Origin of the sequence: Bordetella sp. H567, from assembly GCF_001704295.1 — a bacterium.
In the GTDB taxonomy this organism is placed as follows: Bacteria; Pseudomonadota; Gammaproteobacteria; order Burkholderiales; family Burkholderiaceae_B; genus Bordetella_C.
Map to the genome: position 1 here is coordinate 4,561,895 of NZ_CP012334.1, position 13,492 is coordinate 4,575,386.

10 protein-coding genes are annotated in these 13,492 nt (G+C 66.4%); 5 read left to right on the forward strand and 5 right to left on the reverse strand.

Annotated features, from left to right (window positions below; genetic code table 11):
• Positions 1-47 precede the first annotated feature (47 nt).
• The 5 genes from AKI39_RS20470 to AKI39_RS20490 all read right to left on the reverse strand — a co-directional run bounded on the left by AKI39_RS20470 (position 48) and on the right by AKI39_RS20490 (position 4,945).
• Positions 48-746 carry an ABC transporter ATP-binding protein gene (locus AKI39_RS20470; RefSeq protein WP_066640271.1) on the reverse strand — a complete coding sequence of 233 codons (699 nt, stop codon included), beginning with the start codon at positions 744-746 and terminating at the stop codon, positions 48-50.
• Positions 743-1,510: an ABC transporter ATP-binding protein gene (locus AKI39_RS20475; RefSeq protein ID WP_066640273.1), complete on the reverse strand. Its 768-nt coding sequence runs from the start codon at positions 1,508-1,510 to the stop codon at positions 743-745. Before AKI39_RS20475 ends, AKI39_RS20470 begins: the two co-directional genes overlap by 4 nt.
• 148 nt (positions 1,511-1,658) lie before the next feature.
• A complete protein-coding gene (locus AKI39_RS20480; protein WP_066640275.1) occupies positions 1,659-2,642 on the reverse strand; it encodes a branched-chain amino acid ABC transporter permease in 984 nt (327 codons plus the stop codon).
• Between the two features lie 76 nt (positions 2,643-2,718).
• A complete protein-coding gene (locus AKI39_RS20485; RefSeq protein WP_066640277.1) occupies positions 2,719-3,576 on the reverse strand; it encodes a branched-chain amino acid ABC transporter permease in 858 nt (285 codons plus the stop codon).
• 169 nt (positions 3,577-3,745) lie between these two features.
• Complete coding sequence (locus AKI39_RS20490; RefSeq protein ID WP_066640279.1) at positions 3,746-4,945, reverse strand: ABC transporter substrate-binding protein; 1,200 nt, start codon at positions 4,943-4,945, stop codon at positions 3,746-3,748.
• Between the two features lie 170 nt (positions 4,946-5,115).
• On the opposite strand from AKI39_RS20490, the gene AKI39_RS20495 reads away from it, so the two are divergent.
• The 5 genes from AKI39_RS20495 (at position 5,116) to AKI39_RS20515 (ending at position 13,488) form a co-directional block, all read left to right on the forward strand.
• Complete coding sequence (locus tag AKI39_RS20495; RefSeq protein WP_066640282.1) at positions 5,116-5,949, forward strand: FadR/GntR family transcriptional regulator; 834 nt, start codon at positions 5,116-5,118, stop codon at positions 5,947-5,949.
• 626 nt (positions 5,950-6,575) lie between these two features.
• Entirely contained in the window at positions 6,576-7,289 is a 714-nt protein-coding gene (locus tag AKI39_RS20500; RefSeq protein WP_066640285.1) for a hypothetical protein, read from the forward strand.
• Between the two features lie 145 nt (positions 7,290-7,434).
• On the forward strand, positions 7,435-9,042 hold the full coding sequence (locus tag AKI39_RS20505; RefSeq protein WP_083228957.1) for an efflux transporter outer membrane subunit: 1,608 nt from the start codon (positions 7,435-7,437) through the stop codon (positions 9,040-9,042).
• A gap of 34 nt (positions 9,043-9,076) precedes the next feature.
• Positions 9,077-10,303, forward strand: a complete 1,227-nt coding sequence (locus tag AKI39_RS20510; protein WP_066640288.1) for an efflux RND transporter periplasmic adaptor subunit — start codon at positions 9,077-9,079, stop codon at positions 10,301-10,303.
• Positions 10,300-13,488, forward strand: a complete 3,189-nt coding sequence (locus AKI39_RS20515) for an efflux RND transporter permease subunit (RefSeq protein ID WP_066640291.1) — start codon at positions 10,300-10,302, stop codon at positions 13,486-13,488. The genes AKI39_RS20510 and AKI39_RS20515 overlap by 4 nt, the downstream gene beginning before the upstream one ends.
• The last annotated feature ends 4 nt before the right edge of the window (positions 13,489-13,492 follow it).

A 13,492-nucleotide genomic window follows, 5' to 3' on the forward strand; every position in this document is an offset into this window, starting at 1 on the left:
GGGACGCGGGATGCAGGCCGCCCGCCTGTCGCCCGGCCACCCTGGCCTCAGACGCCCACGCCCAGATAGCGGTCCTTGATTGCGTCATCGGCTGAAAAATCGGCGTTACTGCCCTCATACACGATAGCGCCTTGTTCGATGATGTAGTGCCGGTCGGCCAGCTGCATGCAGACCTCCAGGTTTTGCTCCACCAGAAGGATGGGCACGCCCTGCTGCCGGATCAGCTTCAGCTGCGCGACGATCTCTTCCACGATGACCGGCGCCAGCCCTTCGACCGGCTCGTCCAGCATCAGCAGGCGCGGATGGTTCATCAGCGCGCGGCCGATCGCCAGCATCTGCTGCTCGCCGCCTGACAGCTGGGCGCCGCCGTTACGCCGGCGCTCCTTCAGGCGCGGAAAAATGCGATAGATGTCGGCCAGCTGCCAGGGCGAACGGCGGCGCGCGCCCAGCAGCAGGTTTTCCTCCACGGTCAGCAGCCGGAAGATGCCGCGGTGTTCCGGGACCAGGCACAAGCCCCGGCCGGCCACCCGGTGCGCCGGCAGGCCGCCCACTGCCGCGCCGTCGAAAATGATTTCCCCGCGCGCCGCGCGCAGCGCGCCGGCGATGGTCTTCAACGTGGTGGACTTGCCCGCGCCGTTGCGGCCCAGCAGGGTGACCAGCTCCCCTTCTCCCACGGCCAGCGTAACGCCCTGCAGGATATGGCTCTTGCCGTAGTAGGCGTGGACGTCGCGCAATTGCAGCTTCATGCGCGGCCTCCGGTGATCATATTGCCCAGGTAGGCCGCGCGCACGCGCGGATCGTCGCGGATGGCGGCCGGCGGGCCTTCGACCAGCACCTTGCCCTGCTGCATCACGGTCACGGTATCGGAGATGTCCATCACGATATTCATGTTGTGCTCGATCAGCACCACGGTATGGTCGGCGGCCAGGCCGCGGATCAGTGCCTTCATCGCATCCAGGTCGTCCACGCCCATGCCGGACGTGGGCTCGTCCAGGAAAATGGCGCGGGGGCGCGCCGCCATCGCCATGCCGACCTCCAGGCGCCGCTGCTGCCCGTGCGACAGCGCGGCCGCGGCGACGCCGGCGCGGGGGCGCAGCGCCAGGCGGTCCAGCAGGCTGTCGACCATGCTATTCAGGGCGGCGTCGCGTCCGGGACGATGCCACATGTCGAAGGCGCCCGAGGCATGCGCGCCCTGTGCCGCCAGGCGCAGGTTTTCGCGCACGTCCAGGTTGGCGAACAGGCTGGTGACCTGGAACGAGCGCGCGATCCCGCGCCGCACGCGCACGTTGTCCGGCTCGCGCGTGACGTCGTGGCCGTCGAAGACGATGCGGCCGCTGCTGACGGGCAGGGTTCCGGTCAGGGTATGGAACAGGGTCGTCTTGCCCGCGCCGTTGGGCCCGATCACCGAATGCACCGTGCCGGGCATCACGCGCAGATCGACGCCGGCCAGCGCGGTGAACTTGCCATAGCGCTTGACGATGCCGGTGGCGTCCAGGATGGGGCTGCTCATGGACACACCGCCCGCTTGAGACGTCCCGGCGGCCGTGGGCGCGGATAGGCGTCCCCTCGATCGTGCGCCCGGGGAACAGCCGATCGGCCATGCGCCCAGGAAGCATCCGCTCGATCGGGCAAGCGCGAGACTTCGCGGCGATCGCTCGTCATATCCGGTCCTCTTCTGCGCGGGGCGCCGCGGCGCCCCGCCGGGCCTTCCACAGGCGTTCTCCCAGGCCCCACAGGCCCTTGTGCATGAACAGGCTCACGCCGATCAGCAGCAAGCCCAGCAGCATCAGCCAGCGCGGCCACAGCGTGGACAGCCAATCCGATACCAGCACATAGAAGGCGGCGCCCAGCACCGACGCGTAGAGATTGCCGGTGCCGCCGATGACGGTCATGACCAGGATCATTTCGCTGGTGTGGTATTCGATATTGGACAGCGGCGCGATGCCCGTCATCAAGGCGTGGAAGGCGCCCGCCAGCGCGGTGACCGCGCCCGACAGGGCGAAGACCGCCAGCTTCAGCGCGCGCGTGTCGTAGCCGACGGCGCGCGCGCGGCCTTCGTTTTCGCGGATGGCCAGCAGCGTGCGGCCGAACACCGATTCCGTCACGCGCCGCAGCAGCCAGAACACCGCCAGGAAGCAGGCGCCCACCAGCGCATAGAAGCGCCATGGCGTATCCAGGCGCATCAGCGTCAGGCCGCCCAGCGCCAGCGGCGGGCGCGGGATGTCCAGCAGGCCGTTGTCGCCGCCCGTCCACGACGGCACGCTATAGGCCAGGAAATAGAACATCTGCGCGAAGGCCAGCGTCAGCATGACGAAGTACGCGCCGCGCTGGCGTATCGCGAACCAGCCCACCAGGCCCGCCACGGCGGCCCCCACGGCGACGGACGCCAACACGGCGGCGGGCAGCGGCAGGCCGGCGCGCGTCATCAGGATGCCCACCGCGTAGCTGCCCACGCCGAAGAAGATCCCCTGGCCGAAGGACAGCAGCCCGGTATAGCCCAGCAGCAGATTGCAGCCCAGCACCGCGAGCGCATAGACCAGGACTTCCGTGGCCAGGGTGCCCGAAGTCAGCACGGCCGGCAGCAGCAGCACGGTCGCCGCCGCCAGCAGCAGGTCCGCATGGCCACGCAGGAGCCGGATCATCGGCGCCCCCCCATGAACGCATGCCCGCGCAATACCGGCGCCGGCGTCGTTTCCGCATGCACGGGCAATGGCCGCATCATCCCCTCCCGAACAAACCGTGCGGACGCAGCAGCAGCACGGCGGCCATCGCCACATAAATCATCAGGCGCGCGCCTTCCGGCCACAGCGTGCTCATCACGCTTTGCACGATGCCGATCAGCAAGCCGCCGGCGAGCGCGCCCCCGAAACTGCCCATGCCGCCCACCACGACGATGACGAAGGCCACGCCCAGCGCCTCCAGGCCCATGAAGGGATCCACGCCGCGGATGGGCGCGGCCAGGGCACCCGCCAGGGCCGCCGTGCCCGCGCCGAGCGCGAATACCAGCCCGAACACCCGATACACATTGATGCCGAGCAGCGCGACCATTTCCGCGGATTCGCTGCCGGCCCGCACGGCGCTGCCCAGCCGCGTGCCTTCCAGCAGCCACCACAGCAGCAGCGCGAAGACGGCGGTAAAGCCGATGACGAACAGGCGGTACTTGGGGTAGACGAAGCCGCTCCACATGACCACGCCTTGCAGGACGTCGGGCGTGGCGACGTTGTCGCCCAGCGGCCCCCAGCCCAGGATCACCGCTTCCTGCAGTACCAGGGCCAGGCCGACGGTGATCAGGATGTGGAATTCATGCGGCTGGTCGTAGACCCGCCGCAGCAGCGTGCGTTCGGCCAGCCACGCCAGCAACGCCACCAGCAGGGGTACGGCGCCCAGCGCCAGCCAGAAGTCCAGGCCCCAGGCGACGGCCTGGTAGCAGAAGTAGGCACCCAGCAGGTAGAACGCCCCATGCGCGAAATTGACGAAGCGCAGCAGGCCGAAAATGATCGACAGGCCCACCGCCAGCAGGAAATAGAGCATCCCGATGCCGACGCCGTTGACGACTTGCAGCAGATAGACGTTCATGAATGCAAAGGCACACGGGACGCTTGCCCGCGGGAAACGAAGGATGCCCACGGTCCGGGCGCGTCCCCGCCTTGAGTAACCGCGGTGCCCGGCGCCGCAGCCGCGGACGCTGAAGCGGCAGGCACCGGCTGGTCAGGCAAAGAGATGCCGGGCATCGAACCGCCGGGCCTTAAAGCTTGCAGCCGGTCTGCGCCACGGGCAGGAAGGATTTGCCGGAACTGAGGATGTCGGCGTAGTCGTCCTTGTCCTTCATGGATTTCTTCGCCTTGCCGCGCAGCAGATAGTAGTCTTTCAAGACCTGGTGATCCTGCGCGCGGATTTCCTCGTCGCCCGTCAGGCCCGTGTACTTCATGCCTTCCAGCACGGGGATCACCTTGGCGGGATCGTCCGTGCCGGCCTTGACGATGGCATCGATCAGGATCCTGGCGCAGATATACGAACCCGCCAGGCTGTAATTGGGATTGGCCTTGAAGGTGTCCTGGCAGCGCTTGACCAGGTCCTTGTTGCCGGGGCTGTCGATGCCGTGCCAGTACTGGGCGCCGAAGTACACCCCTTCGCAGAGATCCGCGCCCAGCGCTTCGAACTGTTCCAGGCCGGAGGCCCAGGCCATCAGGATGGTGGTGTTTTGCTTCATGCCGAAGCTGACCGCCTGGCGCAGCGCATCCGAGGACTGCGAGCCGAAGTTCAGCAGCAGCAGGACATCGGGCTTGGCCGCCATGGCGTTGGTCAGGTAGCCGCTGAACTCCTTCTCCGTCAGCGAGTGGTAGCTATTGCCGACATGCTCGATGCCCTTTTCCTTGAAGACGTTCTTGGCGGCGTTGAGCAGGCCGTCGCCGAACACGTACTGCGGCGTGATGGTGTACCAGCGCTTGGCCTTGGGCAGCTTGTCGATAAGCGGACGCACCGTCTGCTCGATCGCCCCATAGGTGGGCACGGACCAGCGGAAGGTGGACTTGTTGCAGTCCGAGCCGGTGATTTCATCCGCGCCGGCCGTGGTGATGAACACGCCGCCGTCCTTTTGCACTTCCTTGCCCATGGCCAGGGCTTCGGACGAGAGTATGCCGCCGGCGAAATAGCGCGCGCCCCTCTGCTGCGCCAGTTCCTGCACCTTGCGCACCGCGGTGGCGGGCTTGCCCTCGGTGTCCAGCGTCGTATAGGCCAAGGGGCGGTCCAGGATCTTGCCGTACTGCTGAATGACCAGCTTCATCCCCAGGTCGGCATACTTGCCGTTGGCGGCGAACGGCCCGGACATGGGGACGGGACACCCGAACTGGATCGCCTGGGCCGCCTGCGCGTAGGCGTCACGCAACGAGAGCGACGCGGGCAGGGTCGACAGCGCGGCGAGTTTGAGCAGATCGCGACGGTTCAAGGCTTTCCCCTTATTTATCATGATAAATAGGCTGAACTGATAATATGGGCCGCGATATTCCGCGTCAACACGGCACGGCACGGAACAAGGCCGTATTTTCCCTAGGCGCGCCGGTCGATCCGGCGTTCTTTCAACGGTCCCATCGAGCCGAACCACAGGGGAGACACAGCATGCCCCGCGTATCCGCCCCCCCGGCACCCGCCGCGCCGGGCAGGCCCAAGCGCGCCGACCTGGTGGCCGAGGAAATCAAGCGGCTGATCACCGAACGCGATTTGCGGCCGGGCGACAAGCTGCCGCGCGAGAACGAATTGCAGCAGCTGTTCGCCGTCAGCAAAAGCACCATGCGCGAAGCCTTGAAGTCGCTGGAGGTGCAGGGGCTGGTCACCATCACGACCGGGCCGGCAGGCGGCGGCCGCATCGTGGAAGTCACGCTGGACCGCACCTTCCAGTTGATGCAGAACTATCTGTTCTTCAAGGAAGTCACGATCGACGACATCTACGCGGCGCGCAAGCTCCTGGAACCGGAACTGGCGGCGGGCGCCGTGCCTCACCTGACGGAAGCGGACTTCGAGGCATTGACCCACAGCATCGAATGCTGCGATCCGTCCTCGGGCAAGACCGCGGACGTCGTCGCCCAGCGCAAGGAAGACTTGAACTTCCACGACATCCTGGCGCTGGCCAATCCCAATCCTTTCCTGCGCTTCACCTGCCAGCTGATCAACGAGATGCTGCGCCAGCTGACGGTCTTTGAAAACGACACGCCGACGCGGACTCAGCGGCGTTTCGGCGAAGCCAACGTGCGCGTGCACCAGGACATCGTCGCGGCGGCGCGAGCGGGCGACGCGGGTACCGTGCGGCGGCTGATGGCCGAACATATGGTGGAAGCGTCCGGCTTCGTCAAGAAGCTGAACGGCAAGCTGCGGGGGCGGCTCGTCCTGGATTCGGAAATGACTCGCCGCGGCGCGAGCATAGGCAGCGGCATTCGGCGTCGATCCGATCGATAAATCAAAACAGGCAGCGGATTTTCAAAGGCATATTCCGAGCGGCGTTCATATAGTGCAAAACGTGGCGGCCACTCCGGCCGCTGCGCGCATGGCGCCCCTACGTGGCGCCCTCCGGCGCCAACGGCGCGGCGCGACAACAGCACGCACCTAAAGGGATAGGCCATGACGGAAAAGACCAGGACCATCCAGATGGATCACCTCATGGACATTCCGGTGCCGGAGGGCCTGTACGGAAGCATCACCGGAACGCTGTTCATAGACGGCATCGATTCCCTGGATAGCCCCCACTACAGGTCGGCTGCCCTGATAGGCAGCCCGGATACGGTCCTGGCATTGGGCATCATGTACTACGACGTGGCCCTGAAAAAGTTCCAGGTTCAGAAAGCGCAGCAAGGCCTTGGAGGCGCTTGGCCATTCGGCGCGAAGGTCACCGCGGCCTGCGGCGTGGAGGGAGGACTGGCGGCGTTTGCCGGCCAGGACCAGGGCATACCGTTCGTGGAGGTGTATCACAGCCCGCTGTCCTCCGGCGCCCCCCGTCCGACAGCCATGATTGGTCGCACAGCCACACCATTACCTTCGACCGTTACGACGGCACGGGCGAGGGGGTTACCGGTACGGTCCAGAACATGCTGGAACGGGATGGAAAGCTGTACGGCTTTATCAAGTCCAAACCGCCACAACGGCACGCATTCTTTTACGCCGACGCGTTGCAGGACTCGACTGCCACGGTGATTCCCTACCCCGGCAACGCCTCCCTTGCTTTTCTGCCCCTGGACATGAACGAGTCCAGCACCATGACGCAGCGTCGGATCACGTTCTACGGCGACGACAAGCTGTACACGATCGATGAAAGCTACTCTCATGCGCTATGCGCGGATCTGACCACTCACAAGGTCAGTTCTTTTCGGCTCGCGAAGCAGACCACGCGTAGCCTGCTCATGCACGCGGACCAGAACCCCCAGTTCAATAAGGCCTACACCGGCTATGACCCGGACTCCGACGGATACATCATGCCGTATACCGTGAATCCCGGCGGCGACTTCACCCGCGGGGAAAACACGATCGTAGGCGGCGCGGAAGTTTGTCCGTCCTTGGACCAGAAGCTGGGGCTGCTTTATACGATCGAGGTGTTCGCGCAAGCACCGGTCATCGATATACGAACGGACAATGTAGTCACGCTTACAGGCGACCCGCTTCCTACCTTCGAAGATTTCGCGGGCAGACCGGGAACATGGGTAGACAGCGACCATCATCTGCTTTTCATCTCGGGCCTGAACGGCTCGCCCACCTCTGACAAGCTGGCCAATCGCATCGTTGTATTCAAGGCATCCGAAAAATAGGTTTTGCCACGGCGGACGAAGGGGTGCGCGTGCTGCAGGTGCATCATTCTTGACGGCGCAGACGCAGTCAAAGCGCATGTAACTGACAGGAATGTCAGTTTTCCGACAGCGTGCCGTACGGCGCGGCTTCGTAAAGTGGGGCATCATGATCGCCCCTATCCCGACCTCGCGCGGCGCGCGGCGCCGCCTTCCTTTCGTTCCGGCCGCGCTGTCGGCGCTGGCGCTGCTGTCCGGCTGCGCCGTCGGCCCCGATTACGTACGCCCTACCCTGGATGTCCCGGCCGCCTACAAGGAAGCCGGTCCCTGGAAATCCGCCCAGCCAGGCCAGATAGACTCCGATCTCGATTGGTGGCGGATCTACGGCGACCCGACACTGGACGGCCTGATGGTGCAGGCCAACGCGGCCAACCAGACCGTCGCCCAGGCCGCCGCGCAATACCGCCAGGCGCGGGCGCTGGTGGACGAGGCGCGCGCCGCCTTCTGGCCGCAGGCCACGGCCGGCGTGTCGGCCGGCCGGGCGCGCAGCATGACCAACAGCGGCACCAAGCTGGGCAACACCTATGCCGCAAGCCTGGACGCCAGCTGGGAGCCGGACCTGTGGGGCGCGGTACGCCGCTCGGTGGAAGCCAGCGACGCCACCGCGCAGTCCAGCGCCGCTCAGCTGGCCGCGGTGCGGCTGAGCGTGCAGGCCGCGCTGGCGCAGGATTACCTGCAGCTGCGCGTCATCGACGAACTGAAGGCCCTGTACGCGCGCACCCTTGTCGCCTATGAACGCTCGCTCAAGCTCACGCAAAGCCAGTACAACGCCGGGGTGGCGCTGCGCTCGGACGTGGCGCTGGCGCAGGCGCAGCTGAAGACGGCACAAGCGTCGTCCATCGACCTGGATACCCAGCGCAACCAGCTGGAACACGCCATTGCCATCCTGACGGGCCGCGCCCCGGCCGACTTTACGCTGCCTCCCGCGCCCGAGAGCTGGCAGGCCCGCGTGCCGGATATCCCCACCGGCGTGCCCTCGCAATTGCTGGAACGGCGGCCCGATATCGCCAGCGCTGAACGCCTGGCCGCCGCCGCCAACGCGCAGATCGGCGTGGCGCGCGCCGCCTATTATCCGGACCTTATCCTGAGTGCTGGCGTGGGTTTCAGCAGCGGCACAGCCGGCCTGTCGCAGTGGTTCAACACGCCCAGCCGCGTCTGGTCGCTGGGCGCGGCGCTGGCCGAAACGCTATTCGACGGCGGATTGCGCAGCGCGCGCGTGGACGCGGCGCACGCGGGCTTCGATGCCGCGGTGGCGCAATACAAACAGACGGTGCTGGGCGGCTTCCAGGAAGTCGAGGACAACCTGTCCAACCTGCGCGTGCTGGCCGACGAGAGCATCGCGCAGGACCAGGCAGTGCAGGCATCGCGGCTGTCCGAGCGGCTGGCGCTTGCGCAATACCGCGGCGGCACCACCACCTATCTGACGGTGGTGACGGCGCAAGCCCTCACCCTGTCCAACGAGCGCACGGCGGCCGATTTGCTGGGCCGGCGCCTGCTCGCCAGCGTCGCGCTGATCAAGGCCACCGGTGGTGGCTGGAACGCGTCGCGGCTGTACCCGCCGCTGGCCCGGACCGATGCGAAGTCGGATGCGAAGTCCGATGCGAAGACCGACGTGGCAGCGGACGCGCGCACCGATACGGGCGGGGCCCCAACCACGAACATGAATGCCGGTACCGATACGGGCACACAGGCGGTCGCGGCCGCTGCCGCCCGCTGAGCCGCAACGAATCCAGGAAACGAGAGCGAAGATCATGGCTGATGCATTGTCCCGGCGCCGTGCCGGATTCGCGGCCGCGGCCGTGGCGCTGGTCGCCATCGGCGCGGCCTTGTGGGGCACGACGCGCAAGGCCGAGTCGGCCGATGCGCCGGCGCCCAAGACGCCGCCCGTCATCGTGACCGCCACGCGGGTGGAACCGCAGGATGTACCCATTTACCTGACGGGGGTGGGTACGGTCACGGCGAACCAGTCGGTGACCGTCAAGACCCGCGTGGACGGCGAGCTCGACAAAGTAGGCTACACCGAAGGCCAGGACGTGAAGGCCGGCCAGATGCTCGCGCAGCTGGACCCGCGCGCGCTGCAGGCCCAGCTGGCGCAGGCCAGGGCGACGCAGGCCAAGGACCAGGCGCAGCTGCTCAACGCACGCCTGGACCTGAAGCGCATTACCCAGTTGACGAAGGAAGACGCCGCCACGCAGCAGCAGCTGGATACCCAGCGCGCGCTGGTCTCGCAACTGGAAGCCACCGTGCAGATGGACGAGGCACAAGTGGCCTACGCCCAGGTCCAGCTAAGCTACACGACCATCACCGCGCCGATCAGCGGCCGGGTGGGCGCGCGGCTGGTGGATCCGGGCAATATCGTGCATGCGAGCGATACCGGCGGTCTGGTCGTCATCAACCAGATCGATCCCATCTCGGTGGTTTTCACCGTGCCGGAATCGGCGGTGGGCGATATCAACACGGCCATGGCCGCCACGCCGCAGGGATTGCCGGTGACGGCGCTGGGGCGCGAGTCGAACCAGCCGCTGGGCGAAGGCAAGCTGGTGCTGGTGAACAACCAGATCGACACCGCCACCGGCACCGTGCAATTGAAGGCGCTGTTCCCCAACCCCCGCCACGTGCTGTGGCCGGGCCAGTATGTGAACGCGCGGCTGCTGGTGGGCACGCGCAAGCAGGCCCTGACGGTGCCCGCCGCCGCGGTGCAGCGGGGCCAGGACGGCACCTACGCGTATGCGCTGGACGACCAGGGCATCGCGCGCGTGCAGCCCATCCGGGTGGCGGTGATCCAGGACAACGTCGCGGTGGTGGATGAAGGGCTGAAAGCCGGCGAACGCGTGGTCGTGGACGGCCAGTACAAGCTGCGTCCCGGCCTGCACACGGTGGAAGCCAAGCCGGCGGCGGCGACGGCCAATCCGCGTGGCGCCGGCACACCGGGCGCTTCGTCCCCCGGCGCGGCCGCACCGCAGGGAGCCGGTCGATGAGCATTTCCGCCGCCTTCATCAAGCGCCCCATCGGCACCAGCCTGCTGGCGCTTGCCATCCTGTTGGTCGGCGTGGCGGCGTGGCCGCTGCTGCCCGTGGCCCCGCTGCCGCAGGTGGACTTTCCCACCATCCAGGTAACGGTGAACCTGCCCGGGGGCAGTCCCGAGACCATGGCATCGAACGTCGCGCAGCCCCTGGAGCGGCAGTTCTCGCTGATCGCCGGACTCTCGCAGATGACGTCCATCAGCGGGCAGAGCCAGACGCAGATCACGCTGCAGTTCGATCTGGACCGCAGCATCGAGTCGGCCGCCGTGGACGTGCAGGCCGCCATCAACGCGGCGTCCGGCCAGCTGCCGTCCAACCTGCCCAATGCGCCGACCTTCCGCAAGGTGAACCCGGCCGACGCGCCCGTCATGATCCTGAGCGTGCAGTCCGACACGCTGCCTATCACCGAGGTCAACGACTACGCCGACAACATCCTGGCGCAGCAGATCTCCCAGATCAAGGGCGTGGGCCTGGTCAACATCGGCGGGCAGCAGAAACCGGCCGTCCGCGTCCAGGTCGACCCGGCCAAGCTCAAGTCGCTGGGGCTGAGCTTGGAGGACGTCCGCAACGTCATCGCCACCACCACGGTCAACCAGCCCAAGGGCACCATCGACGGGCCCACGCAAAGCTTCACCACCTACACCAACGACCAGCTGCTGAAGGCCACGCAGTGGAACGACATGGTGCTGGCCTACCGCAACGGCGCGCCGATACGCGTGCGCGACGTCGGCGTGGCGGTGGACGGTCCGGAGAACAACAAGCTGGCCGCGTGGGCCTTCGCCGGCCCGGCGGCGGAGCCCGGCAACACCATCACCAACGGCCGGGGCATCGTGCTGCAGATCAGCAAGCAGCCGGGCGCCAACGTGATCGACACCGTCGACGCCATCAAGCAAGCCATGCCGCGCTTGCGCGCGGCCATCCCGCCGACCGTGCAGGTCAACACCATCATCGACCGCACGCAGAACATCCGGGCTTCGGTCCAGGACGTGGAGTTCACCCTGGTCCTGACCATTATCCTGGTCGTTCTCATCATTTTCGTGTTCCTGCGCGACGTCGCGGCGACGCTGATCCCGTGCGTGACCGTGCCGCTGGCGCTGATGGGAACGGCGGGCATGATGTTCGTGGCCGGCTTCAGCCTGGACAACCTGTCGCTGATGGCGCTGACGATCGCGGTCGGCTTCGTCGTCGACGATGCCATCGTGATGCTGGAGAACATCTATCGCCACGTGGAGGATGGCATGGGGCCGATGGAGGCCGCCTACAAGGGCGCCGGCGAAATCGGCTTCACCATCGTGTCGATCTCGGTTTCGCTTGTCGCGGTGTTCATCCCGCTGCTGCTGATGGGCGGCATCGTCGGTCGGCTGTTCCGCGAGTTCGCCGTCACGGTCACCCTGACCATCCTGGTTTCCGTGATCGTCTCGCTGACCTTGACGCCCATGCTTTGCTCGCGCTACCTGAAGAACCAGCACGGCCGCACGCATGGGCGGCTGTTCATGCTGTTCGAGCACGGGTTCGACCATATGCTGGCGGGGTACAAGCGCGGACTGCAATGGGTGCTGCGCCACCAGTTCATCACGCTGATGAGCTTCATCGCCACGGTGGCCATCACGGGGTTGATGTTCCTCATCATCCCGAAAGGCTTCTTCCCCCAGCAGGACACGGGCTATATCTTCGGCTTCGCCCAGTCGTCGCAGGATTCCTCGTTCGGCGCCATGAACCGCCGCATGGTCCAGCTGGCGGATATCGTGCGCCAGGACAAGGACGTGGCGGCCTTCGGCATGAACGGCGACCAGGCGCAGTTCAACACCGGCCGGTTCTATATCGGCCTGCGCGCCAAGGAAGACGGCCGCACGGACAGCGCGGACGCGGTCATCCGCCGCCTGCGCCCCGAGGTAGCGAAGGTGGAGGGCGCCACGCTGTACATGCAGGCCGGCCAGGACATCAACGTGGGCGGCCGCCTGTCGCGCACGCAATACCAGTACACGCTGACCGATTCCAACCTGGACGAACTGAACGAATGGGCGCCCAGGCTGGCGGCGCGCTTCTCGCAATTGCCGCAGTTGACCGACGTCGCATCGGACCAGCAAAGCAACGCCCCCACCGCCACGCTGACCATCGACCGTGCGCGGGCGTCCAGTTTCGGCATCTCGCCGGCGCTGATCGACGCCACCATCTACGACGCCATCGGCCAGCGCCAGGTCGCGCAGTATTTCACGCAGCTGAACAGCTACCACGTCGTGCTGGAAGTCACGCCCGCCCTGCAGCGCGACCCCTCGCTCTTCAGCAAGCTGTACCTGACGTCGCCGCTGACGGGCGAACAAGTGCCGCTGTCGACCTTCGTCAAGCTCGACACCACCAAGACGAATTACCTGGCCATCAACCACCAGGGCCAGTTCCCGGCCGTCACGCTCTCGTTCAACCTGGCGCCCGGCACATCGCTGGGCGAAGCCGTGCAGGCCATCGATGCGGCCAAGACGGCGATGGGCGTGCCGGCCACGCTGGTCGGCTCCTTCCAGGGCGCCGCGCGGGCCTTCGGCGATTCGCTGAAATCGCAGCCCTACCTGATTGCCGCCGCGCTGATCGCCGTCTATATCGTGCTGGGCTTTCTCTATGAAAGCTACATCCACCCGCTGACCATCCTGTCCACGCTGCCGTCGGCCGGCCTGGGCGCGCTGTTGATCCTGCGGACCGGGGGCTACGACCTCAGCGTGATCGCGCTGATCGGCATCATCCTGCTGATCGGCATCGTGAAGAAGAACGGCATCATGATGATCGACTTCGCCCTGCATGCCGAACGCGAGCACGGCATGTCGCCGCAGGAGGCCATCTACCAGGCCTGCCTGCTGCGCTTCAGGCCCATCATGATGACCACCATGTGTGCGCTGCTGAGCGGCCTGCCGCTGATGCTGGGCAACGGCCAGGGTGCCGAGCTGCGCCGCCCGCTGGGCTACGCCATGGTGGGGGGCCTGATCGTGTCGCAAGCGCTGACCTTGTTCACCACGCCCGTCGTCTACCTGTACCTGGACCGCGCCCATTATTGGTACATGCGGCGCAAGGAAGCCCGCGCGGCGCACAAGGCGGCGGCCCGGCAGGCAGCCGGCCAGGATCCCGAGCCGCGTGAGCCGCTCGTGCAGAAATAAGGTA